This window comes from Comamonas sp. BIGb0124, from assembly GCF_003752175.1.
Taxonomy (GTDB): Bacteria; Pseudomonadota; Gammaproteobacteria; order Burkholderiales; family Burkholderiaceae_C; genus Comamonas_F.
Window position 1 is genome coordinate 292,685 of the sequence record NZ_RJVF01000010.1, and the last position, 26,039, is coordinate 318,723.

Genomic DNA, 26,039 nt, shown 5'->3' on the forward strand with positions numbered 1-26,039 from the left:
ATTCCCGAGGACAAGATCTTGCACGGCTGTACCTTCCCCGCCCTGGCACCCCTGCCGACCCGCCTGAAATGGACCTTCATGGCCCTGGCCTGCACTGCCGTGCTGGGTGCCTGCGGCGGGAGCGACAACGACGCGGACGAGGGGGTCACTGCGCCCGAGGTCACCCAGCCGGCGCCGGAGACGGGGACGCCCGAGCCCGTTCCCGCATCGCCTTACGCCGATGCCCGGGCCGGCGATGTGCTCAGGGTCGCCATCGAGGCCCTGCATCCCACCCAGAGCGTGATCGGTTACGACCAGATCTACTATCACCTTGCGCGCAAGCAGCCCGATCCGGGACGTTATGCGCCCTCGTCCGCAGGCTACCTGGGCGATGACGCCGACGACAACTACTCGCGTTATCTCTATCGCAGCGAGCGCAAGCGGGTGGACGACTACTGCGCGGACAACGGGCAGGGCGGCGTCGACGACGGCCTCTACCGGCCGCTCACCGTGCGCCTGATCGACCCGGCCACGTTCAAGTGCACCCAAGGCGAGCCCGTCGCAGGATCCGATGCGGCGGCTTTGCTGAAGACCGTGGTGGTCGGCCCGAAAGGCGTGCTGTATCTCACCGACGGTCATCACACCTTCACCGCCCTCAACGAGCTGAGCGACGGCGGGCCGCAACTGCCCGTGTGGGTCCGGGTGGTCGCCAACTACAGCGACATCACCGACGACCAGGTGTTCTGGCAGCGCATGGCGGAAAACAACTATGTCTGGTTGCGCGATGCCCTGGACAACGTGATCGAGCCGTCGGCCTTGCCCGCACACATCGGCCTGGCGAACTTCCAGGACGATGCCTATCGTTCGCTGGTCTACCTCACGCGCGACATGGGCTACAGCAATGCCGAGGTCTCGGAGTTCGCCGAGTTCTATTGGGGCAGCGGCTTGCGCGCCATGGGCGTGGATCTGACCGGGTACACGCTGACGAATCTGGACCGCGCCCGCGTCACGGTGACCAATGGCGTGGTTGCCGCGCGTTCGGGCGACAGCGTCAGCAGCTACCCGGCCGCCGTGCGCGATGCCGCCATGCGCATGGTGGCGCTCGGCGATGCGGATGAGGTCGCCTCGGGCCGCACCGCTGCCGATCTGGGCAAGCTGCCGGCTCCGGCCTCCGCGGGCCTCTGGAACGACCTGCTCGAAGAAGAAGTCTGGCGGGCCGATACCAACAATTCGGGCCGCTATCGCACGGCGGGCAAGGCTTGGTATGCGGTCAAGTACCGCCAATGCGGCGGAGCGGCTGCCGTTCGGCCGGCGTGCTGGCTGCCTGCCGCACAGTAAGCCGAAGCCGGTCCGGGAGGCGCTGCACCGGCTGTCTGCAGCCCTCCGGGATCGTGCCGTGCCGCTTCGGTCTCAGGCGGCGGCGAGGCTCTTCATGTCGATCACGAACCGGTACTTCACATCGCTCTTGAGCATGCGCTCGTAAGCCGTGTTGATGGTGTCCATGTCGATGGTCTCGATGTCCGAGACGATGCCGTGCCGGGCGCAGAAGTCCAGCATCTCCTGGGTCTCGCGGATGCCGCCGATGAGCGAGCCCGCCAGACGGCGGCGTTTCATGATGAATCCGAAGATGTTGGGCGAAGGATGCGGTTCGGCCGGCGCGCCCACGAGCGTCATGGTGCCGTCGAGCTTGAGCAGCGCCATGAAGGCATCGAGGTCGTGCGGTGCGGCCACGGTGTTGAGGATGAAGTCGAAGCTGTTGGCATGCGCGGCCATTTCCTCGGCATTGCGCGAGACCACGACTTCGCTGGCGCCCAGGCGCAGCGCATCCTCGCGTTTGCTGGCGCTGGTGGTGAAGAGCACCACGTGCGCACCCATCGCGGCGGCGATCTTCACGCCCATGTGGCCCAGGCCTCCGAGGCCGACGATGCCGACCTTCTTGCCCGGTCCGGCCTCCCATTGGCGCAGCGGCGAATAGGTGGTGATGCCGGCGCAGAGCAGCGGCGCGACGGCCGCGAGCTGGGACTCGTCGTGCGAGATGTGCAGCACGAAGGACTCGCGCACGACGATGTGCGTGGAGTAGCCGCCGAAGGTGTTCTCGCCGCCGAACATGGGGCCGTTGTACGTGCCGGTGAAGCCGTTTTCGCAGTACTGCTCTTCGCCCTGGTCGCAGGGGGCGCAGTGCTGGCAGCTGTCGACCATGCAGCCGACGCCGGCGAGGTCGCCGACCTTGAACTTCGTCACCAGATCGCCGACCGCCGTGACGCGGCCGACGATCTCGTGTCCGGGCACGCTCGGGTACAGGGTGTTGCGCCATTCGTTGCGCGCGGTGTGCAGATCCGAGTGGCAGACGCCGCAGTAGAGGATGTCCATGGCCACGTCTTGCGGGCCGGGGGCACGCCGTTCGAACGCGAAGGGCGTCAGCGGGGCGTCCGCTGCGGTCGCGGCATAGGCGCGGGTCGGCGTCGGGGCGAGGGTTGTCGTCATGGCTTTTTCTCCTGGCGGGATTGGATGTGTGGCGCGGTAACCGCCCAACTGTAAGGAGTTTCGGTGAATCCTGCACGACGCAGGGCTTGCCCCGGTCTCGAGAGCAGACACGGATCCGACACCCCTGAGTCCGACCGGCATACGCCACATGGCGTATTGGCCTGCAGGGAGGGGCTGCGTACGCTTGCAGGTATCGGTTTCCGGAGTCTGCAACCCAGTGCTTCGGACGCCGCCCGTCACCGCCTTTTCCATCTCGACAATTCCTATCGGAGGATTTCATGAACATCACTCGTCGCCGCGCCGGCAAGGCTCTTTCCGCAGTCGCACTGGGCGTCATGGCCCTGGGCCTGAGCTCGTTCGCACAAGCTGCCGACACCATCAAGGTCGGTGTGCTGCACAGCCTGTCGGGCACCATGGCGATCTCGGAAACCGTGCTCAAGGACACGGTGCTGATGGCCATCGAGGAAATCAACGCCAAGGGCGGCGTGATGGGCAAAAAGCTCGAGCCGGTGGTGGTCGATCCGGCTTCGGACTGGCCGCTGTTTGCCGAGAAGGCTCGCCAGCTGATCACGCAGGACAAGGTGGCCGTGGTGTTCGGCTGCTGGACTTCGGTGTCGCGCAAATCGGTGCTGCCGGTGTTCGAGGAGCTCAACAGCCTGCTGTTCTACCCCGTGCAGTACGAAGGCGAAGAGCTGTCGAAGAACGTGTTCTACACGGGTGCCGCGCCCAACCAGCAGGCCATTCCCGCTGTCGAGTACCTGATGAGCAAGGAAGGCGGCGCGGCCAAGCGTTTTGTGCTGCTGGGCACCGACTACGTCTACCCCCGGACCACCAACAAGATTCTGCGTGCCTTCCTGCATTCCAAGGGTGTGAAGGACTCCGACATTCTGGAGACCTACACCCCCTTCGGCCACTCCGATTACCAGACCATCGTCGCCGACATCAAGAAGTTCTCGGCCGGCGGCAAGACGGCCGTGGTCTCGACCATCAACGGCGACTCCAACGTGCCCTTCTACAAGGAACTGGGCAATGCCGGACTCAAGGCCTCCGACGTGCCGGTGGTCGCTTTCTCGGTGGGTGAAGAAGAGCTGCGTGGCGTGGACACCAAGCCCCTGGTCGGCCACCTGGCTGCCTGGAACTACTTCATGAGCGTGAAGAACCCGACCAACACCGAGTTCATCAAGAAGTGGTCCGCCTATGCCCAGGCCAAGAAACTGCCCGGCCAAAGCACCAAGCCCATCACCAACGACCCGATGGAAGCCACGTACATCGGCATCAACATGTGGAAACAGGCGGTCGAGAAGGCCCAGAGCACGGATACCGACAAGGTGATCGCAGCCATGGGCGGCCAGACCTTCAAGGCGCCCGATGGCTACACCGTGAAGATGGACGAAAAGAACCATCACCTGCACAAGCCCGTGCTGATCGGCGAAGTGAAGGCCGACGGCCAGTTCAACGTGGTCTGGAAGACCAAGGGCCCGATCAAGGCCCAGCCGTGGAGCCCCTACATCCCCGGCAACGACAAGAAGAAGGACGAACCCGAAAAGATGTAAGCCGCCCGGCTGCCACGTTCTCCGGCCTGCTGCCTTTCGGGCGGCCGCCGGGGCCGAGTGCGGGCAGGCCCTGGGATGATGCCGATGCATCCCGGGCCGGCCCGCATGCTGTTTTTGGGATCCGCGATGTCCATGAATTTTCTCTCCACCCCTTTGCGGCGCGTGCTGTCGGCGCTGTTGGTGCTGCTGTCGGCACTGGTGGTTCTGCCCGCGCAGGCGCTGACGACCGAGCAGGCGCTGGCCATGGCCTCGGGCGGCGCTGCCGACCGCGCCGATGCCCTGAGCCAGGCGCTGACCGCCCCCGATGCCGACGCCCGGACGGCTGCCTTCATCCAGGCCATGTCCGACGATGCGGTCAAGTTCACCGAGACGCAGGTCTTCATGCTGCAGGGCGATGCCTATGTCGACCCCGTGACCGGTGCGGCGGCCGAGCCGCCCGAAGAAGCCGAGGATGTGCTCAACAACAATTACATGCGCAGCGAACTCGACGCTGCGCTGGCCGCGATCCAGCTGCTCTCGGCCGACAAGGCCGCACGGGCCCAGGCGGCACGCGACCTGGCGGGCCAGACCGATGCGGCCAAGCTGCCGCTGATCGACAAGGCCCTGGCCGCCGAACAGGATGCCGACATTCGGGCGCAGCTCGAGCAGGTCCGTGCCAGCATGCTGCTGGGCAGCGACGACCCCGCGCAGCGCCTGGCTGCCGTGGCCGCACTGCAAGAGACTCGCACGCCCGCTACGCTGGCCCTGCTCAACGAGCGGCTGCGCGAGGAGAACGAATCCGGCGTCAAGGCTGCCATCGAGCAGGCCGTGAAGGCCATCAATGAAACGCTGGCCTGGGGCGAGCGCCTGGGCGTGCTGTTCACCGGCGTGAGCCTGGGCTCGATCCTGCTGCTGGCCGCGCTGGGCCTGGCCATCACCTACGGCCTGATGGGCGTGATCAACATGGCCCACGGCGAGCTCATCATGATCGGCGCCTACGCCACCTATGTGGTGCAGGGCGTCTTCCAGCGCTACCTGCCGGATGCGTTCGGCTGGTACCTGGCCGTGGCGGTGCCGGTCTCCTTCCTGGTGTCCGCGCTGGTGGGGGCGGCGCTCGAGCGTTCGGTGATCCGCTTCCTCTACGGCCGCCCGCTCGAGACGCTGCTGGCCACGTGGGGCATCAGCCTGGTGCTGATGCAGGCCGTGCGCAGTCTGTTCGGCGCACAGAACGTGGGTGTGGAGAACCCTTCGTGGATGAGCGGCGGCCTGGCCGTGTTGCCCAACCTGATGTTGCCGTGGAACCGGCTGCTCATCATCGTCTTCGCATTCGCGGTGCTGATGGGCGTGTTCTGGCTGATTGCCCGCACCCGGCTGGGTCTGTTCGTGCGCGGCGTGACGCAGAACCGTCCCATCGCCTCGTGCATGGGCGTGAACACCGCACGCATCGACACCTACGCCTTTGCGTTGGGTTCGGGGATCGCAGGCCTGGCGGGCTGTGCGCTCAGCCAGGTGGGCAACGTGGGGCCCGACCTGGGCCGCGGCTACATCGTCGATTCGTTCCTGGTCGTGGTGCTGGGGGGCGTGGGCCAACTGGCCGGCACGGTGTATGCCGCGCTGGGCCTGGGTCTGGCGGGCAAGCTGCTGGAAGGCTGGTCGGGCGCGGTGCTGGCCAAGATCGCGGTGCTGGTGCTGGTGATCGTGTTCATCCAGAAACGGCCCCAGGGTATTTTTGCAGTGAAGGGACGGGCAGCATGAGCACGATAGCAGGCAAGAACCTCGCCGCCGAGGCGGGAGTGGAGACCACGGGCGGCGAGCTGCCGCGTCCCTTCGGCAGCGCCACGGGCGCGGCCACGGTGCGCCGCGAAGGCCGTCCGACCGTGCTGCCGCAGGCCGCGCCGCTGCTCACCCGCAGCGGGTGGAGTGCGTTTCTGGTGGCCCTGGTGCTGGTGTGCGCGGTGGCGCCGGTGCTCAATCTGTGGGTGCCGGCCGACAGTCCGCTGCACATGAGCGACTTCCTGGTCAACCTGCTGGGCAAGATCATGTGTTATGCCATCTGCGCGCTGGCCATGGATCTCATCTGGGGTTATGCCGGCATCCTTTCGCTCGGCCATGGCCTGTTCTTTGCGCTGGGCGGCTATGTGATGGGCATGTACCTCATGCGCCAGATCGGCACCGACGGCAACTACGGCAGCGATTTGCCCGACTTCATGGTCTTCTTGAACTGGACCGAACTGCCCTGGCACTGGGCACTGTCGGGCAGCTTCCTGGCGACCCTGCTGCTGATCGTGCTGGTGCCGGGCGTGGTGGCTTTTGTCTTCGGTTATTTCTCGTTCCGTTCGCGCATCAAGGACGTGTATTTCTCCATCATCACGCAGGCGCTGGTGTTCGCGGCGATGCTGCTGTTCTTCCGCAACGAGACGGGCTTCGGCGGCAACAACGGCTTCACCGACTTCAAGCGCATCCTGGGCATTCCGATCGCCACGCAGGAAATGCGCATGACGCTGTTCGTGCTCACGGGGCTGGTGCTGCTGGGCTGTTTCCTGTTTGCACGCTGGCTGGTGCGCAGCAAGTACGGCAGGGTGCTGGTGGCCGTGCGCGATGCGGAAAGCCGCGTCATGTTCTCGGGCTACGACCCGGTGGCCTACAAGCTCAGCATCTGGACGATATCGGCCGTGATGTGCGGCATCGCCGGGGCCCTGTATGTGCCGCAGGTCGGCATCATCAATCCCAGCGAGATGAGCCCGGCCAACTCGATCGAGATCGCCATCTGGGCGGCCGTGGGTGGGCGCGGCACGCTGATCGGCCCGATCGTCGGTGCCTTCGCGGTCAGCGGTGCCAAGAGCTGGTTCACCGCCACCTTCCCCGAGATCTGGCTGTATTTCCTGGGCGGCCTGTTCATTGCGGTCACGCTGTTCCTGCCCCAGGGTATCGTGGGCCTGGCCCGGAGGCTGCGCCGCACCGCGCCGGATGCAGCCTCGGCCCGGAAAGGAGGTCAGGCATGACCCCCGATCTGATGGACGAAGGCGCGCGCCGCGTGGCCGCGCACCATACGCTGGCCAACCTGGCCGACACCGAATCCGGCGGCCGTCAGGCGTCGACCGGCCGGGCCGTGCGCACGGGCGACCTCGACCTGACCCATGGGCGCATCCTCTATCTCGAGGACGTGCACGTGAGCTTCGACGGCTTCAAGGCCATCAACGGCCTGTCGCTGGACATCGCGCCCGGCGAGCTGCGCTGCATCATCGGGCCCAACGGCGCCGGCAAGACGACGATGATGGACATCATCACCGGCAAGACCCGGCCCGACAGCGGCACGGTGTTCTTTGGCGGGACCATCGACCTGCTGCGCTACCGCGAGGCCCAGATCGCCGAAATGGGCATCGGCCGCAAGTTCCAGAAACCCACGGTTTTCGAGCAACTGACGGTCTACGAGAACCTCGAACTCGCGCTCAAGACGGACAAACGGGTCTGGCCGTCCATGCATTTCACGCTCGACAGCGCGCAGGGCGACCGGCTGGCCGAAGTGCTGCACACCATCCATCTGGCCGACAGCGTGAACCGGCAGTCGGGTTACCTCAGCCACGGACAGAAGCAGTGGCTGGAGATCGGCATGCTGCTCATGCAGGAGCCGCAACTGCTGTTGCTCGACGAGCCTGTCGCCGGCATGACCGACGAGGAAACGGCACGCACCGCCGAGCTGTTCCTGACGCTCAAGGGCAAGCATTCGCTCATGGTGGTCGAACACGACATGAGCTTCATCCGCACGATCAGCGACATCGTCACGGTGCTGTGCGACGGCTCGGTGCTGGCGCAGGGCACGCTCGACGAGGTGCAGGCCGACGAACGTGTGATCGAAGTCTATCTGGGAAGGTGAGCACACATGCTCGAAATCAGGAACGTCAACCAGTACTACGGCGGCTCGCACATTCTGCGCGACGTGAACCTCAAGGCCGAGATCGGCAAGGTCACCGTCATCCTCGGCCGCAACGGCGTGGGCAAGACCACCTTGCTGAAGTCGCTGATGGGACTGGTGCCCATCCGCGCAGGTGAAATCAGCCTGGGCGGCCAGCGCATCGACCGGCTGCGCCCCTACGAGCGCACCCGCCTGGGGCTGGGCTACGTGCCGCAGGGACGGGAGATCTTTTCTCGCCTGACGGTCGAGGAGAACCTGCGCATGGGGCTGGCCTACAAGCCGGCTTCCACGCCGCTCGACCCTGAAATGTTCGAACTCTTTCCGGTGCTCAAGCAGATGCTGGGCCGGCGCGGCGGCGATCTGTCGGGCGGGCAGCAGCAGCAGTTGGCGATCGCGCGTGCGCTGCAGCCCAAGCCCAGCGTGCTGGTGCTCGACGAGCCCACCGAGGGCATTCAGCCGTCCATCATCAAGGACATCGGCCGCGTGATCCGCATGCTGGCCGACCGCGGCAACATGGCCATCGTGCTGGTCGAGCAGTACTACGACTTCGCCGAGGAGCTTGCCGATCACTATGTGGTGATGGAGCGCGGCGAGGTCATCCGCAGCGGCCTGGGCAAGGACATGCCCGCCGACGGCGTGCGGCAACTGGTGGCGATCTAGGCGGCCTCTCGGGCCGGCGCGCTCAGGTCGACCAGATGCGTGGCGCATCGGCCGGCAGTTGCCAGGCCAGTTGGCGCCAGCGTGACCACACCGTGCGCAGCAGATCGACGGCGGGTTCGACCATGGGCGACAGCACACGCAGCACGACGACCTGCGCATCGGGGCTGGTGGCGCCGGCGGTCCGGGCCTGTGCGTGCTCCTGCGCGGTCTGCTGGGCGGCTTCGAGCAGCTCGGCACGCCGTTCACGCGCCAGCGGCGTGCCGGTCAGAAAGAACAGCGAAGCGCAGCAGCGGTGGCCGGCCAGCCCATGCGGACCGTCCATCAGATGGCTGTCGGCGCCCTCGATCCGTCCCCGTTCGAGCCACACGCCCGGCAGCTCGATGTGCTGCTGGAACCGGCCCTGCAGGAAAGGCTTGTCGGCACCCGGCAGGCCCAGGGCCGTGATGTCCCAGCCCATCATTTCCGCGCCGGGGGCGAGCGTGACGTTCAGCCGGTTCTCGGCCAGGCAGCTGTCGTAGGCGATCGCTTCGAGCGGCAGCCATTCGAGGCGTGCGCCTTCGGCCAGCGTCAGCCGGGTGGTCTGCAGCGCGAGTTCGCCTTCGCTGCGGTAGAAACGGGTCGCGCCCGGTGTGGTGACCAGGCCATGCGCGCCGGCACCGACCCGTACGTCGATATCGAGCACGTCGCCGCCGACCAGTCCGCTGGGCGGGTGCACCATCACGTTGTGGCAGATCGATTCGCCTTCGGGATACAGGCTCTGCAGGATGCGCAGCGGGCCGTCGTGGCGGAAATGGGCCACCGTGCGGGCCGGTGTCCGGGCCGTCGCGAGGGCCGGGAGGGCCGCGCTCGAACCGTCCGCAGGAACGGCGGAGCGGCGGGCGGTGTAGTCGAGTTGGAGTCGGGCGTGCCAGGGCATGGTGCGAGAGTGTACGCAGCGCCGGGCCGCTTCGGGCGCTCGGCGCCGGTCTTCGTTGACGGGGGCGCTGCAGGAAGCGGGGCGCTCAGCGTTCGCCCTTGCGATAGGGTTTCATGAGGGCCTGCGGGTAACTGGCCTTGCGGGCCACCAGCACCAGCGCGGCGATGGACAGCACGTAGGGAAGCATCAGGAACAACTGATAGGGCACGTCGAACACGCCGCTTTGCTGCAGGCGAAGCTGAAGCGCGTCGAAAAACGCAAAAAGCAGGGCCCCGAGCAGTGCCTTGCCGGGCCGCCACGAGGCGAACACCACCAGGGCGACACAGATCCAGCCGCGGCCGTTGATCATGTTGAAGAAGAACGCATTGAACGCCGACAGCGTGATGAAGCTGCCGGCGACACCCATCAGCGCCGATCCGACCACGATGGCGGCCGTTCGTGTGCGCGCCACCGAAAGCCCCTGGCTTTCAGCCGCCTGCGGGCTTTCGCCGACCATGCGGACGGCCAGTCCGGCCGGGGTCCGGTAGAGCAGCCAGGCGGTGAGCGGCACCAGCACCAGGGCCAGCAGCGTCATGGGCGTCTGCTGTGCGAGGATGGGAATGGGCAGCCAGTCCATCGGCGCAAATGGCTCGATGGACGGCGGCCTTTCGACCTTGGGAAAACTGACGCGGTAGCCGTAGTAGCTCAATGCCGTCGCCAGCAGGGTGATGCCCAGGCCCGAGACGTGCTGCGACACCGCCAGCCCGACCGTGAGACCCGCATGCAGCAGGCCGAACGCCGCACCGGTGGCCGCGGCAACCAGCACGCCCACGGCCAGCGGCAGCCCGTGATAGACGGCCAGCCAGCCCGCGAAGGCGCCGGCCACCATGATGCCTTCGATGCCGAGATTGAGCACGCCGGCCCGCTCGCACCACAGCACGCCCAGCGTGCCCAGGATCAGCGGGGTGGCGATGCGCAGCACCGCGACCCACAGCGCCGGGTTGACGAGAATGTCGAACAGTTCGGTCATGTCAGAGGTTTTCCTGGCTCCGTGAGATCAGCGCAGACGCAGGCGGTACTGGGCCAGCAGCGTGGCCACCAGCACCGACAGCAGCGAGGTGGCGACGATGACATCGGCGATGTAGGTGGGCACGCCCACGGCCCGGCTCATGCTGTCGGCACCGACCAGCACGCCGGCCACGAACACGCCCGCGGCAACGACGCCCAGCGGATTCAGACCGGCCAGCATCGCGATCACGATGCCGGTGTAGCCATAGCCGGGCGACATGTCGAGCGTCAGGTAACCGGTGCGGCCCGCGACCTCGATGGCCCCGGCCAGTCCCGCCAGTGCGCCGGAGAACAGGGCGACCAGCACCATCGTGCGGCCGATCGGCACGCCTGCAAAAGCCGCCGCGCGGGCGTTGGCGCCCGTGGCTCGTACATCGAATCCGAACACGCTGTAGCGCAGCAGGGCCCAGGCCAGCACCGCCAGCGCCACGGCCCAGAGCAGGCCGGTATGCAGCCGTGTGCGTTCGACCAGCTTGCCCAGTTCGAGCTCGGGCACGAGGCCGGCGCTTTGCGGCCAGCCCATGGCCAGCGGATCTTTCATGGGGCCGTCGAGCAGGGCGGACACCAGCAGCAGCACGATGAAGTTCAGCAGCAGCGTGGTGACGACCTCGTCCACGCCCAGGTGCCGCTTGAGCAATGCCGGACCGAGCAGCAGGGCAGCGCCCGCTGCCGCGGCCGCCAGCATCATGAGCGGGAACAGCACCGCCGGTGGCAGTGTCTGCAGGCCGTTGCCTTCGGTCATGCCGCCCACGGCCACGGCTGCCAGCGCGCCGGCATACAACTGACCCTCGGCACCGATGTTGTAGAGCCGTGCGCGGAAGGCAACCGCTGCCGCCAGCCCCGTCAGGATCAGCGGGACCGCGCGGGTGAGCGTTTCGCTCCAGGCGAACACCGAGCCGAAGGCGCCATTGAGCAGCAGGGAGTAGGTCTGGCCGACGGGGGCGCCGGCCCATGCCACCAGCAACGCGCTGACGATCAGCGTGAAGATCACGGCCCCCAGGGGCGCGCATACCAGGGCGATGCGGCTGGGTTCCGAACGTTTTTCCAGTCTCATGGCGTAGGGGTCTCCAAGGCCGGGCCGGAGGCGGTGGCCGGGTCTGCCGCGTCGTTTGCCTCGGCGCCTGCCATGGCCAGGCCCAGCGCTTCGCGTGTCCAGTCGGCGGCAGGCCGGGCCGGGCCGAGACGACCTTCGTGCATGACGGCGATGCGGTCGCCCAGCATCATCACTTCGTCGAGGTCGTCCGAGATCACCAGCACCGCGGCACCGAGCGCACGCGCCGCATACAGCTGCTGATGAACATACGACACCGCACCGATGTCCAGACCCCAGGTCGGCTGGTGCGCGACGATGAGACGGGGCGCCGGCGCGGTTTGCCCTTCGGCGGTGCGTGGCGGGAGCAGCACACGGCCCAGAATGAGTTTCTGCATGTTGCCGCCGGACAGGGCACGGGCCGGTGTGTCCGCCCCCGCACCGCGCACATCGAAGGTCTGCAGCACATGGGCCGCGTGCGCGCGTGCCGCCTGCCGCCGTACCCAACCGCCCCGCGACAGCGCCGGCTCGCGCAGGCGCTCCGAGACGGCGTTCTCCCAAAGCGGCAGATCGCCCACTACGCCGACCGCATGGCGATCCTCGGGCACGCGCGCGACACCTTGCCTGACCAACTGGGTCGGGCTGCCGGGAAACGTGACGCCCAGGAACACCAACTCGCCCGAGACCGGCTGGCGGGTGCCGCTCAGCAGCTCGGCCAGAGCCACCTGGCCGTTGCCCGAGATGCCCGCGATCGCCACGATTTCTCCGGCGCGCAGTTGCAGGCTGGCGTCGACGAGTCTGTCGCGGCTGCCTGCTGCCGTGCACACCGCCTGCAGTTCGCAGACCACTTCGCCGGCGGCGGATCCGGCAGGCTGTCGCCTGGGGGCCTGGACCGGCTTGCCGACCATCCACTGTGCCAGTTCGGCCTGCGTGGTGCCGGCCGTGGGGGCGGTGGCCACCAGCTTGCCGGCGCGCAGCACGGCCACGCGATGCGACACGCTCAGCACCTCGGCCAGCTTGTGGCTGATGAAAATCACCGACAGCCCCTGCGCCACCATCTGGGCCAGGGTCTCGAACAGCGCCACGCTTTCCTGCGGCGTGAGCACGGCGGTCGGCTCGTCCAGGATCAGCACACGCGCGCCGCGATACAGGGCCTTGAGGATTTCAACCCGTTGGCGTTCGCCCACCGACAGATCGCCCACCCGGGCGTCCGGATCGACGGCCAGCCGGAAACGTTCGGCCACCCCCAGCAGCTTGCTGCGCGCCGCCTCGCGATCGCTGCGCCAGCGCCAGAGAGACTCGGTGCCCAGGATCACGTTGTCGAGCACCGTCAGGTTGTCGGCCAGCGAGAAGTGCTGGTGCACCATGCCGATGCCTGCGGCCAGCGCCAGGCGCGGATGACCGGGCGGCAAGGTCCGGCCAAAGACCTCGATGTGCCCCTCGTCGGCCACGTAGTGGCCGAACAGGATGGACATCAGCGTCGACTTGCCTGCGCCGTTCTCGCCCAGCAGGGCCAGGATTTCGCCCTGGGCCAAGGTGAGCGAGATCGCGTCGTTGGCCACCAGCGGGCCGAAACGTTTGGTGATGCCGTGCAGGGCCAGCGCCGGCGGCAGGCCCTGGGAAGGGGGTACGGCCGGCGGCCGGGTGCCGGGCGGGCTCATCGCAGGCGGAGGGTGCACGGTACGGCAGACGGAAAAGCGGGGAGGAGGGCAGGCATGGCCGCCCTCGCTTACTTGGCGGCCTTGGGCGCGCCGTCTTCGATCTTGACCACGAAGCGGCCGGCACGGATATCGGCCTCCTTGGTCGCAACCTTGGCCTTGAGTTCGGCGGGAATCTTGCTGGAGAAGGTGCCCAGCGGAGCGAGCTCGGCGCCGCCGTGCTTCATGTGTGAATAGACACCGTATTCCTCGCCCTTGAAGGTGCCGGCCTTGACCTGTGCAATCGCATGATCGGCGGTCGGTTCGAACTTCCACAGCGCCGACGAGACCACGCTGTCCGGATACTGCGGCTGGGTGTTGATCACGTTGCCGATGACCAGCTTGCCGCGTTCCTTGGCCGCATCGGCCACGCCGAAGCGCTCGGCATACATCACGTCGGCACCGGCGTCGATCATCGCGAACGTCGCTTCCTTGGCCTTGGGCGGATCGAACCAGCTGTTGATGAACGAGATGCTGAACTCGACCTTGGGGTTGGCCTCGCGTGCACCGGCCATGAAGGCGTTCATCAGGCGGTTGACTTCGGGGATGGGGTAGCCGCCCACCATGCCGATCTTGTTGGACTGGGTCATTCCGCCGGCGATCATGCCGGTCAGGTAGGCGGGCTCGTGGATGTAGTTGTCGAACGTCGAGAAGTTGGGCTGCTGCGGCTTGCCCGACGAACCCATCAGAAATGCCGTCTTGGGGAAGTCGCGCGCGACCTTGCGCATGGCGGCCTCGACCGGGAAAGCTTCGCCGACGATCAGGTCCTGGCCCTGCATGGCGTACTCGCGCACCACACGCTCGTAATCGGCGTTGGCGATGCTTTCGGTCGACTTGTATTCGATCTCGCCCCGGGCTTCGGCCGCCTTGAAGGCCTGGTGGATCCGGCCCACCCATTGCTGTTCGTAGGGCACCGAGTAGATCGCGGCGACCTTGATCTTCTTGGGGGTCTGCGCCATTCCGGTGCTGGCGGCGGTGGCGGCCAGAACCAGGAGGCCTGCGCGCAGGGCGAATTGACGGCGACTGCTCATGTCGTGATCCCTCGGGTAATTGATCGTGCAAAAAAGACGCTGACCGGCATGCGTGCAAGACGCATGCCAAATCAGCGTGTACACGCGGCTCGGGATCAGGTTTTCCAGCCGCCGACATGCGAGCTCGACGCCTCCTCGATCAGCGCCGGGCCCAGGCACTCGATGGCGGCCGGCGAGGCATCGAACACATCGCGACAGGACAGCTCGGCATCGCGCTGGTCGAGCCGCTCGCCGCGGAACACCCGCAGGCGCACCGCATCGATGCCGAAGACCACGCGCCGGATGTTGGACCAGTAGATCGCGCCCGCGCACATCACGCAGGGCTCGCCCGAGGCGTAGATCGTGGCGCCGGCCAGTTCCTCGCGGCTGAAGCGCGGGCTGGCGATGCGGATGGCCTCGGTCTCGGCATGGGCCGTGCAGTCGCCGGTCTCGCCGTTGCGGTTCCAGGCCTCGGCCAGCACTTCGCCGGCAGCCGAAACGATGACCGAGCCGAAGGGGCGGTTGCCGCGTGCGCGGGCCTGGTCGGCCAGGCCGATGGCCAGACGCAGGTACTTGCCGTCCTGTTCTCCAAGAGACTGTTCGGCCGGGAGGGGGGTCGAGGCGGTGCCTGTCATGCGTTCACCTGGCGTTGTGCGGCTGCGGGCAGCAGGCCCGAATGGAAGACCTGCCCGACCGTCGGCTTGCTGTTCAGGCCGAACACGGCAGCCACTTCGTCGATCTGGTGCTGCAGGATGTCGGGGCGCAGCGCGCCGAGTCCCAGCTCGCGGTTCTCCGCAGTGGCCAGGTACTGGCGCGTGATGGCCCAGCGGGCGCGTTCGACATCGAGGTTGAGGATGCCTTCGCGGGCCTTGATGGCGGCCAGCGCGGGCTCGGGATCGGCCAGCGTCTCCTTGAGTGCGCGGTTGCTGGCGGCCAGGAAACCGCGCAGCGCCGCGGGCTTTTCGGCGATCAGCCGGCTGCTGGCCAGCACGGCGTTGCCATAGAGATTCAAGCCAGTCTTGGCGTACTCGAGCACCGACAGGTCCTGCTGCGGCAGGCGCGCGAACAGCGACACGGCCGAGTCGTGGAAGTAGGTGGCAGCGTCCACGTCGCCCCGCACCACGACATTGTCGCGTGCGCTGAAATCCGTGGTCACCCACTGGAACAGGTCCTGAGGGGTGCCGAGTTGACGGGCCACCATGGGCCAGCAGCGGCGGGTCGACTCGACTGCGGCGGCGGCGACCTTCTTGCCCTGCAGGCTGGCAAAGTCGGTGGTGATACCCCGGTCCTTGCGTCCGATGATCACGAAGGGCGCGCGGTTGTAGTACTGATAGATCGCCTGCACGGGCGTGGCCTGCGGGTTCTGCACCTGAAACTCGACCAGCGAGCTGATATCGCCCAGCCCAAGGTCGTAGGCGCCGCTGGCCACGCGCGTGATCGAGGCCACCGAACCCGAGCCCACGTCGATGCTCACATCCAGTCCTTCCTCGCGGTAGTAACCACGGGACAGCGCCAGGAAAAAAGGCGAGGTCTGGCTGGTCACCCGGAAATCGAGCGTGAACTTCAGAGGCGTGAGGGCCGAGGAAGACTGTGCCTGCGCCGCCGGCGCCGCGATCCAGGCGGCCGCGGGAAGGGACAAGGAGGAGAGGAACTGGCGTCGTTTCATGATGGGGAAACTCTCGGGAACTGATGTCAAGCAGGTTCCGCCGGCGCAGAGGCCGGACGGGTCGACTCGAGCAATTTCCGGGCGGCCGGGCGGGCCGCTGAACGCTTCTACTCTGATCGGTCAGTTGCAGCATCCGTGCCAACAGCGCTTGCCTGCAGGGCCGGGTCTGCATGCACCGATTGCATACACTTCAGGGGTTCAAGATGGTGCATGCCCGAGCCCGGCTCACCCGTTTTTGCCATCTTGTGGTGCGCACCGCCCGACAGGGCCTGCGAGGCCGGGGGGCGGGGCTGGCGTGAAACTTGCTCGACTTTCGCCGAGAGTAGAAGCGTTCAGCACAGCGCCTGCGCAGCAGGCCGGATCGGCGGGTCATTGCTCTTGAAGCCGCCGGCGGCTGTCTTCCCGGCCCTCGCGGGCTGGAAGCAGATGCCGGTTTACCGCCCTTCAAGATGGCTCGGTCCCGTGCATGTCTCCGTTCGACACGCCAGGCCGTGCCCCTTGCCTCTACAAGGAATGAACGCCATGAACAGCCACGCCACCGCTTCCAGCACGGTCTCCGCCAACCCCGATTACGGCATGGACGAGCTCCGCAAAGAATCGCGCATGGGCGATCTGGGGGTCGAGACCACGGCGCGCGAAGTTCGCCGCATCGATCTCTCCAACTTCGAACAGCGCAAGGCGCAGATTGCCGACGAACTGTGGAACGCCGCAGTCGACATCGGTTTTTTCCAGGTCTACAACCACGGCATCTCGCAGCAGGCGATTCAGGATGCCTTCGCCATGACGGAGCGGTTCTTCGATCTGCCGCCAGAAACCAAGGCCCTGCGCCCGCTCAACCGCAATGCCGGCTGGGAAAGCAAGACCCAGGTGCGGCCTTCGGTGCGCACCGCCGACCAGAAGGAGTCCTATCAGATCACGCGCCCGCGCATGCAGGGCCTGTGGCCGACCGACGATGAACTGCCGGCTTTCCAGTCCACCATGCTGGGCTTCGAGTCCAAGTGCTGGCAGGTCGGCATGCAGATCCTGTCTTGTTTTGCCTACAAGCTGGGCTTCGATGCGGACTTCTTCACACGCGCCCACGATCCGTCGAAAGACGCCTATCAAAGCACGTTGCGCATGCTGCATTACTTTGCGGTGGATCCGGCCCTCAAGGACCAGCTCGGCCTGTGGCGTGCCGGTGCGCACACCGATTTCGATTGCCTGACCCTGCTGTTCCAGCAAAAAGGGCAGGGCGGCCTGCAGGTCTGTCCCGGCAAGGAAGCGGATGCCCAGCAATGGACCAGCATCGAGCCGGCCGACGATGTCATCACCTGCAACATCGGCGACATGCTGATGCGCTGGAGCGACGATCAACTGCCCAGCAACTTCCACCGGGTGAAGAATCCGCTGCCCCACGAATACCAGGGACCGCGCTACAGCCTGGCATTCTTCTGCCAGGCCAATATGGATGTGACGATCGAAGGGCCGGGCAAGAAGTACCCGCCCATCAGCGCCGACGACTATCTGCGCCAGCGCATCGCGGCGAACTTCGCCAAATACTGAGCGCCTCGGTATCGACTCGCACGCCGCGCATGTCGGCACGGAAAATCCGGATGCAGCTGCGCGGCTTGGTCTGTCTTCAGCCCAGCCAGGGGGCGAGCCAGCCCAGCCCGTCGCGGGTGGCATGCGGCGCCGTGCCGCGGGCGGGGCGGTATTCGCAGCCGATCCAGCCGTCGAACTGCAGTTCGTCGAGCAGCTTGAACAGGTAGGTGTAGTTCAGCTCGCCCACGTCGGGTTCGTGGCGCTCGGGCACGCCCGCGATCTGGATGTGGCCGACGCGGCCGGTCGGCAGGTAGTGGCGGATCTTCATGGCCAGGTCGCCTTCGACGATCTGCGCATGGTAGAGGTCCATCTGCACCTTCACATTGGGGGCACCGATGCGCGCGATCAGGGCATGGGCCTGGTCCTGGCGGCTGAGGAAAAAGCCGGGCATGTCGCGGCCGTTGATGGGCTCGATCAGGATGTCGATGCCGTGCGGTGCGGCCAGCGCCGCAGCGGCCTGCAGGTTGGCGACATAGGTGGCCTCGACTTCGGCGGCCGTGCTGCCGGCCGGCACCAGGCCCGCCATCACATGGATGCGGGGGCAGCTCAGCGTGCCCGCGTAGGCGATGGCTTTCTCGATGCCCGCGATGAACTCCGACTCGCGCCCGGCCACGCAGGCGATGCCGCGCTCGCCGGCATCCCAGTCGCCGGGAGGCGCGTTGAACAGCACCTGCTGCAGGCCATGTTCTTGCAATTGCGCAGCGATCTCATCGGCCGGATGGGCGTAGGGGAACAGGTACTCCACGGCCTGGAAGCCGTCGCGCGAGGCGGCGGCGAATCGGTCCATGAACGCCACATCGTTGTAGAGCATGGTCAGGTTGGCGGCGAAACGGGGCATGTCGGGTTTTCCTCTTGCTTCTTGCTGGGAGCGGTGCGCCGAGCGGCGCACGCAGGGAACGTCAAAAACAGGCGTGCGGGCGATCGCTCACCACGCGGCGCCGAACACGCGGCGCAGTTCGGCGATGTGCTCGGGCGCCAGCGCGGCGGGCTGGGGCTGGCAGATCATCCACAGGCGGGCGGTTTCTTCGAGCTCTTCGAGCGTGGCCATGGCTGCGGCCGGGGTGTCGTGCCACACATTCGGACCCAGGCGGGCGAGCATCACGGCCCGGATGGGGCTGCCCGCCTGCGCGTACTGCTCGATGGCCTCCACCACCGCCTGTGCCGCTTCGGGCGCGCCCGGCCGGTGATAGGGAATGTGCGGGACATGGCCCACCTTCATGACGAAGTAGGGCGTGATCGGCGGCAGCAGTTCGGCGAAAGCCGGCGGTGTTCCGGGTTGGCGGTCGGCAGTGGCCCCCGCCATGAGCGAACAGGCCACCAGATGCGTGCTGTGGGTGTGGATGACGCAACGCGCAGGCGAGGCCGTGCGGGCGCTGGCCTCGTAGATGCGACGGTGCAGCACGATGGTCTTGCTGGCGCGGTCGCCGCCGATCTGAACACCGGCGTCGTCGAGCAGCGCCAGGCGCTCGGGGGTCAACTGGCCCAGGCAGGCATCGGTCGGCGTGATCAGAAAACCTTGCGCCAGCTTGACGCTGATGTTGCCGGCCGTGGCGTGCACATAACCGCGCGTGAACAGTTCGCGGCCGACGCGGCAGATTTCCGTCCGGGCTTCGTCTTCGGAGAGATATAGGGGCGTGGAGTCGCTCATGGGAATCCGATGGAGGAATGGAAACACGCAGCACCGGCACGGCGCTGCGTCTTCGAGCCTGAGAAAAGAGAGACGGGGGTCAGGCCGCGCAGGCTGCGAATGCCTTCGTGAAAAAGTCCGCGGTACCGAAGTTACCCGACTTCAGCGTGATGTGCAGCCCGTCCGGAGCCGCCGGCGCCAGCGCGTGGCACCACGGCACGCCCGGATCGATCTGGCCACCGATGCGCATCTGCGCGATCTCCAGCGCCTGGACGCAGGCGCCCGAGGTCTCGCCGCCCGCCACCACCAGTTGGCGCACGCCCAGCTCGACCAGACCGCGTGCAATGCCCGCGATGGTCTGTTCGACGAGCGTGCCGGCAGCCTCCACGCCCAGCTTGCTCTGGATGGACTTGACCGCAGAGGTGTCTGCCGTGGAGTAGATCAGCACCGGACCGCCGGCGATCTTGTCGCCGGCCCAGGCCAGGGCTTCGGCGCACACGTCGACGCCGGCGGCAATGCGCAGCGGGTCGATGGCCAGCGCGGGGCGGCCCGACTGGATGAAATGCATCACCTGCTGGTTGGTCGCCACCGAACAGCTGCCCGAGACGATCGCCTTCAGCCCCGATGCCGGCGGCAAGACCGCAGCCTGGCTCGAGGGCGCGATGCCGAAGTTGGCCGGCAATGCAATCGCCACGCCCGAGCCGGCCGTCACCAGCGCCATGTCGCGCAGGGCCGGACCCAGCCGCAGCAGGTCGTCGTTCGAGACGGCATCGACGATGGCGATCGACACGCCTTGCTCGCGCAGCGCGGCGATGCGCTCGCGGATGGCCGCTTCGCCGCGGGCCACCACCGCATGGTCGATCAATCCCACCTGGCGTGCCGTCTGCGCCTGCAGCACACGCACCAGGTTGGGGTCGGTCATCGGCGTGAGCGGATGGTTCTGCATGCCGCTTTCGTTGAGCAGCACGTCGCCCGCGAACAGGTAGCCCTTGAACACCGTGCGCTTGTTGTCCGGGAACGCCGGCGTGGCGATGGTGAAATCGCTGCCCAGCGCATCCATCAGCGCATCCGTGACCGGGCCGATGTTGCCCTGGGGCGTGCTGTCGAAGGTCGAGCAGTACTTGAAGTAGATCTGCTGCGCGCCCTGGTCGCGCAGCCAGGCCAGGGCCTGCAGCGATTGCGCCACGGCTTCGGCAGGGGCGACGGTGCGCGACTTGAGCGCGACGACCACGGCATCGGCTTCGGTGTCGAGCGGGCCGTCGGGCACGCCGATGGTCTGCACCACCCGCATGCCGGCGCGCACGAGGTTATTGGCCAGATCGGTGGCGCCGGTGAAGTCGTCTGCAATGCAGCCGATGCGCAGCGTGGCGGGAGCGTGTGTCGTCATGCCGTCACTCCTTGCCCGCGGGCAGGGTGATGCCCGGGAAAATCTTGATCACGGCGCTGTCGTCTTCCTTGGCGTAACCCGCCGTCGAGGCCTGCATGAACATCTGGTGCGCGGTCGCCGCCAGCGGCAGCGGGAATTTGCTGGCGCGCGCGGTGTCGAGCACCAGGCCCAGGTCCTTGACGAAGATGTCGACGGCCGACAGCGGCGTGTAGTCGCCCGCCAGCACGTGGGCCATGCGGTTCTCGAACATCCAGCTGTTGCCCGCGCTGTTCGTGATCACTTCGTACAGGCCGGCGGCATCGACGCCTTCGCGCAGGCCCAGGGCCATGGCTTCGGCCGCCACCGCGATGTGCACGCCCGCCAGCAACTGGTTGATGATCTTCACCTTGCTGCCCGCGCCGGCCTGGTCGCCCAGGCGGTAGACCTTGCCCGCCATGTTGTCGAGCACCTCGCCCGCCACCGCATAGGCTTCCGGCCGGGCCGAGGTCATCATCGTCATCTGGCCCGAAGCCGCCTTCGCCGCGCCGCCCGAGATCGGGCCGTCCACATACAGGATGCCGGCTTCGGCCAGGCGGGCTTCCAATGCGATCGACCAGTTCGGGTCGACCGTCGAGCACATCACGAACACGCTGCCGGCCTTCATGGCCGCGGCTGCGCCCTGTTCGCCGAACAGCACCGACTCGGTCTGCGCGGCGTTGACCACCACCGAGATCACCACATCGACCCGTGCCGCCAGATCGGCCGGCGAGCTGCAGGCCACGCCGCCGTCCTTGGCGAAATCGGCTGCGCTGCCGGGACGCACGTCGCAGGCGTGCACGTTGTAGCCATTGTTGCGCAGGGTTTTGGCGATGCCCAGGCCCATGGCGCCCAGTCCGATGACGCCGACGTTCTTGGTGGTCATGTCGAGAAGATTCCTACAGAGAGAATGAAAACAGGGAGGCAGGTCGTCAGACGACCAGTGCCCAGATGGCCCAGGTCAGGAGGAAGCCGGCGGCGCCCAGCACGGTGGTCAGCACCGTCCAGCTGCGCAGCCCGTCGGCCACGCTCAGGCCCAGGTAACGGGTCACGATCCAGAAGCCCGAATCGTTGACGTGCGACAGCCCCAGGCCGCCGAAGCCGATGGCCACCACGAGCAAGGCGACCTGCAATGCAGTGAAGCTGCCCGAAGCGATGGTTTCGGCCAGCAGGCCGCAGGTGGTCAGGATGGCCACGGTGGCCGACCCTTGCGCGGCGCGCAGCGCCAGCGAGATCAGAAAGCCCAGCAGAATGAGCGGCAGGCCCGTTGCGGCCAGGCTCTGCGACAGCGCCGCACCGATGCCGCTCACGGTCAACACCTTGGCGAACACGCCGCCTGCGCCTGTGACCAGAATCACCGTGGCGGCGGGCGGCAGGGCGGACTCCATCACGTTGTTGGTGTGGCTGCGGCTCCAGCCCAGCGGACGCACCAGCAGCACAAAAGCCAGGCCGATGGCCACCATCAGCGCGAACACGGGTGCACCGATAAACGACAGCACATCACGAACCGGGTCACCCTTGGGCAGCATCGTTGCACCCGTGGTACCCAGCATGATCAGGCCCAGCGGAATCAGGATCAACGCCAGGATGGCGCCGACGCTGGGACGCTTGGTCGAGGCGGTGTCGGACGTTTCTGGCGACGAGCCGAACTGCTCGAACTGTTCGGCGGTGGTCTTCAGCATGGTGTATTCGCGCAGGTTCAGCCAGCGGCCCACATACTGCGCCAGCCAGGCCAGCGGCACACAGATCGCCAGGCCGATGAGCGTGATCCAGCCCACGTCGGCGCTCACCACGGCAGCACCCCCGACGATGCCCGGGTGCGGCGGCACCACCACGTGCACGGCCAGCATGATGCCGGCCACCGGCAGGCCGTACTTCACCGGATTCACGCCCGCGGCTTTGCAGAAGCCGTAGACGATGGGAATCAGGATGATGAAACCGACATCGAAAAAGACGGGAATCGCCAGCACCAGTGCAGAGGCGGTCAGCGCCGCCGGCACCCGTTTGGGTCCGAGGATCTGCGTGAAGCGGTTGGCCAGCGTGCTGGCGCCGCCCGAGACCTCGATCATGCGGCCCAGCATGGCACCCAGCGCGACAAGAATGGCCACCGAGCCCAGCGTACCCCCCATGCCCGAGATCAGCGTCGGGACGATGTCTCCCATGGGAATGCCGGTGGCGATGGCGACCAGCAGGCTGACGACCAGCAGGGCCACGAAAGCCTGAACCTGGAAGCGGATGATCAACAGCAGCAGCAGCCCGATGCTGGCCGCAGCAATGCTCAGTAATGCAAGGGTGGACATGACCTGAGGGTCTCCTCTAAGCGTTTTGAAAAAGCTTCGCGCACCGGCGAGGCCCATTATTTGTATGGTCATCATACAAATTAAGTTACACGCCAGAACAAAGGGTAAACCCTAGGTTTGCAAATTTATTGGCCGACGCCGAATGGAGAGGGAGAAAGCCTGTGCAGACGTGATGGCGAACAGATGCTAGGGTTTTCCACTATTTAAGAGGGTTTTCCCAGAAGTTCGCGTGCCAGTCGGCCGCCGTCCTGCGCCCAGAACGAGGGGTCGGCCAGCCGGATACGTGTAATCGCATTGTTCATGTGCGAGGCTGCTGCATGGCGGGCAGCCGTGGCGTCGCCGGCCTCGATGGCTTTCACGATGAGGTCGTGTTCCTCGGTCACCGCTTGCGCGAAGTCGACTCGGCGCGCTTCGTTGGCGCGTGTCACACGGGTGGCCCCGCTCAGGAACTGGGCCAGGTAGTCCAGCGTACGGATCAGAAACGGATTGCCGGCGGCCTGTGCGATGGCGCGGTGGAAAGCGACGTCTTCGGCCACGCCGTCGCGGCCCGACCGCACGGCCTGTGCCAGCTCGTCCACGGCCGCACGAATGCGCTCGATGTCGTCCGGCGTGCGACGGTACGCCGCGAGCTCCGCCACTTCGGCTTCGAGCGCGCGGCGCAGCTCGACGATCTGGATCACGGCTTCCTGCGAGGCCGAATGGGCGGGGTCGAACTGCAGCGGCTCGATGCCGGCGGCCTGCACATACACGCCGCTGCCTTGGCGCGACTCGATCAATCCGACCGACTTGAGGCGCGACAGGGCCTCGCGGATCACGGTGCGGCTCACGCCGAACTGCTCGACCAGGACGGCCTCGGTGGGCAGCCGGTCGCCCGGCTGAAGCCGGCCGTCGCGGATTTCCGTTTCCAGCAGTCGGGCGACCTGGTCGGCCAGGCGGACGCCGGGTGTGAGGGGAGCAAAAACAGGCAGCATGCCGGACTTTAACCCAGGCCCGGCACGTCTTTCAGCGCGCAGGCCAGAAGTCCCGGTGCATGGCCACCACTTCGTCCTCGATGGCTTCGACGGGGCCGATCACCTCGACCGGCTTCTGCCCGCTGGCGAACACCGTGCGGCAGGGCAGGGCCATGGTGGGGTTCTCGCCGTGGTCGCCGGTCAGCGCCAGCAGCCGGGTCTCGCTGATGCCATAGATCAGGCGCCCGATATTGCCCCAGTACTGCGTGCCCGCGCACATGGCGCAGGGCTCGGCATTGCTGACCAGGGTGCAGGCCCACAGGTAGTCGGCGTCGTACTGCGCGGCCGCACGCCGCACCAGCACCGACTCGGCATGGTTGACGGTGTCGACATTGCCCTGCGTATCGAGCACGGTCACGCCGTCGGGTGCCAGCAGCAGGGCGCCGAACGGATGGTGGCCTTCGGCCATGGCCTGGCGTGCCACCTCGTTGCAGCGGCGCAGGGCCTGCAGGATCTGGTCCGTCGCCAGCGGCACGTGTGCGGGGAAATCCAGGGTCATGGCCGTGCTCATTCGCCGTGCGTGCTGCGGTGCGCCCAGGCCGTGGTGTGCTTTTCGAGGAAGCTGAACAGCTCGTACATCAGCATCGCCATCGCGCCCACCACCATCAGACCCGCAAAGGCCAGGCCCATCTGCATGGCCGAACCGGCCGAGATCAGCAGGTAACCGATGCCTTCGTTGGCTGCCGTCATCTCGGACACGGTGGTGCCGACGAACGCCAGCGTGATGGCGACCTTGAGCGAACCGTAGAAATAAGGCAGCGAGCGCGGCAGGCCGATCTTCATCAGCACGTCCCAGCGCTTGGCGCCCAGCACGCGCAGCACGTCCTCGAGCTCGGGCTCGAGTGTGGCCAGGCCGGTGGCGATGTTGACCATGATGGGGAAGAAGCTGATGAGGAAAGCCGTCAGGATGGCCGGGCCGATGCCGATGCCGAACCACACCACCAGGATCGGCACGAAGGCCGCCTTGGGCAGTGCATTGAAAGCCGTCATCAGCGGATAGACCGCGGCATAGGCCAGGCGCGAGCTGCCGATCACGAAGCCCAGCAGCACGCCCACCACGATGGCGATGCCGAAGCCTGCCATCGTGACCCAGAAGGTCCGCCAGGCGTGGCCGGCGATGATCCACTTGAACTCCAGGAACTGGTCCCAGATGCGCAGCGGGCTCGGGAAAATGAATTCCGAGACATTGAAGGCCGAGCAGATGATCTGCCACAGCACGATGGTCGCGGCCAGCAGGATCCAGGGCGACCAGATTTCGACTTGTTTTTTGTTCATGGCGAGACGAGAGATGTACGGGGCCAGAGGGCGGCGGCGCGGGCGTGCATCGCCCTCACTGGCCGATGACGGCCGAGCCGCCGGCGGTGGACGCACCTTGCCGGATCGCGCCGATGTGGCCGCGCAGTTCCAGCACGATGTCGGTGAACTCCTTGGTGTAGGTCACCTCGAGTTCCCGCGGGCGCGGCAGCTCGATCTCGCGGCGAACCATGAACCGTCCCGGGCTCTTGCTCATCACATAGACCGTGTCGGCCAGGAACACCGATTCGCGCAGGTCGTGCGTCACCAGGATCACGTTGAATTTCTGCTCCGTCCAGAGGTCGCGCAGAATGCACCACAGTTCTTCGCGCGTGAACGCGTCGAGCGCACCGAAGGGCTCGTCGAGCAGCAGCATCTTGGGTTCGTGGATGAGCGCGCGGCAGATCGAGGCCCGCTGCTGCATGCCGCCCGAGAGCTGCCAGGGGAACTTGTCCTCGTAACCGCCCAGGCCCACCTTCTGCAGCAGCCGGCGTGCCCGTTCCTCGTACTCCTTGCGTTTGGCCTTGTACGTCGAGCGGTAGGGCTCCACGATCTCCAGCGGCAGCAGCACGTTGTCCACCGTCGTGCGCCAGGGCAGCAGCGACGGCGACTGGAAAGCCATGCCGGAGATCTTCAGCGGTCCCGTCACGGGCTGGCCGTCGATGAAGATCTTGCCGATCGACGGCATGCGCAGACCGGTCGTCAACTTCATGAACGTCGACTTGCCGCAGCCCGACGGACCGACGATGGCGATGAACTCGCCCTCCTTGACCTGCAGGTTGATGCCTTCGACGGCAAAGTGGTTGGCGCGCAGCAACTCGTCGTTGTAGGCCAGCCAGACGTCGCGGAAATCGACGAAGGGGCGGGATGCGGTTTCTTGCATGGGGCGGTT

24 protein-coding genes are annotated in these 26,039 nt (G+C 66.6%); 7 read left to right on the forward strand and 17 right to left on the reverse strand.

From position 1 onward, the window contains the following. Positions 1-18 precede the first annotated feature (18 nt). The gene (locus EC845_RS11915) at positions 19-1,317 is read left to right on the forward strand and encodes a ParB/Srx family N-terminal domain-containing protein (protein WP_123298315.1); all 1,299 of its coding nucleotides are present in this window, start codon (positions 19-21) and stop codon (positions 1,315-1,317) included. A gap of 72 nt (positions 1,318-1,389) precedes the next feature. On the opposite strand, the gene EC845_RS11920 is transcribed toward EC845_RS11915, so the two are convergent. Continuing rightward, a complete protein-coding gene (locus EC845_RS11920; RefSeq protein ID WP_123298316.1) occupies positions 1,390-2,463 on the reverse strand; it encodes an NAD(P)-dependent alcohol dehydrogenase in 1,074 nt (357 codons plus the stop codon). A 278-nt stretch (positions 2,464-2,741) separates the two neighbouring features. On the opposite strand from EC845_RS11920, the gene urtA reads away from it, so the two are divergent. The 5 genes from urtA to urtE all read left to right on the forward strand — a co-directional run bounded on the left by urtA (position 2,742) and on the right by urtE (position 8,568). Beyond that, entirely contained in the window at positions 2,742-4,016 is a 1,275-nt protein-coding gene (gene urtA, locus EC845_RS11925; RefSeq protein WP_199739787.1) for an urea ABC transporter substrate-binding protein, read from the forward strand. A gap of 132 nt (positions 4,017-4,148) precedes the next feature. After that, entirely contained in the window at positions 4,149-5,750 is a 1,602-nt protein-coding gene (gene urtB / locus EC845_RS11930; RefSeq protein ID WP_123298470.1) for an urea ABC transporter permease subunit UrtB, read from the forward strand. Further along, complete coding sequence (urtC, locus tag EC845_RS11935; RefSeq protein ID WP_123298317.1) at positions 5,747-6,997, forward strand: urea ABC transporter permease subunit UrtC; 1,251 nt, start codon at positions 5,747-5,749, stop codon at positions 6,995-6,997. Before urtB ends, urtC begins: the two co-directional genes overlap by 4 nt. Then, positions 6,994-7,869, forward strand: a complete 876-nt coding sequence (urtD, locus tag EC845_RS11940; RefSeq protein ID WP_123298318.1) for an urea ABC transporter ATP-binding protein UrtD — start codon at positions 6,994-6,996, stop codon at positions 7,867-7,869. The genes urtC and urtD overlap by 4 nt, the downstream gene beginning before the upstream one ends. A gap of 6 nt (positions 7,870-7,875) precedes the next feature. Beyond that, on the forward strand, positions 7,876-8,568 hold the full coding sequence (urtE, locus tag EC845_RS11945) for an urea ABC transporter ATP-binding subunit UrtE (RefSeq protein ID WP_123298319.1): 693 nt from the start codon (positions 7,876-7,878) through the stop codon (positions 8,566-8,568). A gap of 22 nt (positions 8,569-8,590) precedes the next feature. On the opposite strand, the gene EC845_RS11950 is transcribed toward urtE, so the two are convergent. The 7 genes from EC845_RS11950 to EC845_RS11980 all read right to left on the reverse strand — a co-directional run bounded on the left by EC845_RS11950 (position 8,591) and on the right by EC845_RS11980 (position 15,934). Then, entirely contained in the window at positions 8,591-9,484 is an 894-nt protein-coding gene (locus EC845_RS11950) for an urease accessory protein UreD (RefSeq protein ID WP_123298320.1), read from the reverse strand. Between the two features lie 85 nt (positions 9,485-9,569). After that, positions 9,570-10,493 carry an ABC transporter permease gene (locus EC845_RS11955; RefSeq protein ID WP_123298321.1) on the reverse strand — a complete coding sequence of 308 codons (924 nt, stop codon included), beginning with the start codon at positions 10,491-10,493 and terminating at the stop codon, positions 9,570-9,572. A 27-nt stretch (positions 10,494-10,520) separates the two neighbouring features. Beyond that, the gene (locus EC845_RS11960; protein WP_123298322.1) at positions 10,521-11,585 is read right to left on the reverse strand and encodes an ABC transporter permease; all 1,065 of its coding nucleotides are present in this window, start codon (positions 11,583-11,585) and stop codon (positions 10,521-10,523) included. Further along, the gene (locus tag EC845_RS11965; RefSeq protein WP_123298323.1) at positions 11,582-13,222 is read right to left on the reverse strand and encodes an ABC transporter ATP-binding protein; all 1,641 of its coding nucleotides are present in this window, start codon (positions 13,220-13,222) and stop codon (positions 11,582-11,584) included. The genes EC845_RS11960 and EC845_RS11965 overlap by 4 nt, the downstream gene beginning before the upstream one ends. Before the next feature lie 68 nt (positions 13,223-13,290). After that, positions 13,291-14,289, reverse strand: a complete 999-nt coding sequence (locus EC845_RS11970) for a BMP family protein (protein WP_123298324.1) — start codon at positions 14,287-14,289, stop codon at positions 13,291-13,293. 95 nt (positions 14,290-14,384) lie between these two features. Continuing rightward, entirely contained in the window at positions 14,385-14,903 is a 519-nt protein-coding gene (locus tag EC845_RS11975) for a nucleoside deaminase (protein WP_123298325.1), read from the reverse strand. Next, positions 14,900-15,934 (reverse strand): ABC transporter substrate-binding protein, encoded by a 1,035-nt coding sequence (locus tag EC845_RS11980; RefSeq protein WP_123298326.1) that lies wholly within the window; start codon positions 15,932-15,934, stop codon positions 14,900-14,902. Before EC845_RS11980 ends, EC845_RS11975 begins: the two co-directional genes overlap by 4 nt. Positions 15,935-16,456: 522 nt before the next feature. Between EC845_RS11980 and EC845_RS11985 the strand changes: the two genes are divergently transcribed. Next, positions 16,457-17,476, forward strand: a complete 1,020-nt coding sequence (locus EC845_RS11985) for an isopenicillin N synthase family oxygenase (RefSeq protein WP_123298327.1) — start codon at positions 16,457-16,459, stop codon at positions 17,474-17,476. A gap of 76 nt (positions 17,477-17,552) precedes the next feature. Here EC845_RS11985 and otnI read toward each other — a convergent pair whose 3' ends face one another. The 9 genes from otnI to EC845_RS12030 form a co-directional block, all read right to left on the reverse strand. Next, entirely contained in the window at positions 17,553-18,353 is an 801-nt protein-coding gene (gene otnI / locus EC845_RS11990; protein ID WP_123298328.1) for a 2-oxo-tetronate isomerase, read from the reverse strand. An 87-nt stretch (positions 18,354-18,440) separates the two neighbouring features. Beyond that, positions 18,441-19,163, reverse strand: coding sequence for an aldolase (locus EC845_RS11995; RefSeq protein ID WP_123298329.1), 723 nt, complete (start codon positions 19,161-19,163; stop codon positions 18,441-18,443). A gap of 79 nt (positions 19,164-19,242) precedes the next feature. Then, entirely contained in the window at positions 19,243-20,529 is a 1,287-nt protein-coding gene (gene otnK / locus EC845_RS12000; protein ID WP_123298330.1) for a 3-oxo-tetronate kinase, read from the reverse strand. Between the two features lie 4 nt (positions 20,530-20,533). After that, the gene (gene ltnD, locus EC845_RS12005) at positions 20,534-21,430 is read right to left on the reverse strand and encodes an L-threonate dehydrogenase (protein ID WP_123298331.1); all 897 of its coding nucleotides are present in this window, start codon (positions 21,428-21,430) and stop codon (positions 20,534-20,536) included. Positions 21,431-21,476: 46 nt separating this feature from the next. Then, entirely contained in the window at positions 21,477-22,844 is a 1,368-nt protein-coding gene (locus EC845_RS12010; RefSeq protein WP_123298332.1) for a GntP family transporter, read from the reverse strand. Between the two features lie 203 nt (positions 22,845-23,047). After that, positions 23,048-23,815, reverse strand: a complete 768-nt coding sequence (locus EC845_RS12015) for a FadR/GntR family transcriptional regulator (protein WP_123298333.1) — start codon at positions 23,813-23,815, stop codon at positions 23,048-23,050. 31 nt (positions 23,816-23,846) lie between these two features. Then, positions 23,847-24,353 carry a nucleoside deaminase gene (locus EC845_RS12020; RefSeq protein WP_199739788.1) on the reverse strand — a complete coding sequence of 169 codons (507 nt, stop codon included), beginning with the start codon at positions 24,351-24,353 and terminating at the stop codon, positions 23,847-23,849. 8 nt (positions 24,354-24,361) lie between these two features. Then, positions 24,362-25,129, reverse strand: a complete 768-nt coding sequence (locus EC845_RS12025) for an ABC transporter permease (protein ID WP_123298334.1) — start codon at positions 25,127-25,129, stop codon at positions 24,362-24,364. Positions 25,130-25,184: 55 nt separating this feature from the next. Next, positions 25,185-26,030: an ABC transporter ATP-binding protein gene (locus tag EC845_RS12030; RefSeq protein ID WP_123298335.1), complete on the reverse strand. Its 846-nt coding sequence runs from the start codon at positions 26,028-26,030 to the stop codon at positions 25,185-25,187. Positions 26,031-26,039: the final 9 nt, after the last annotated feature.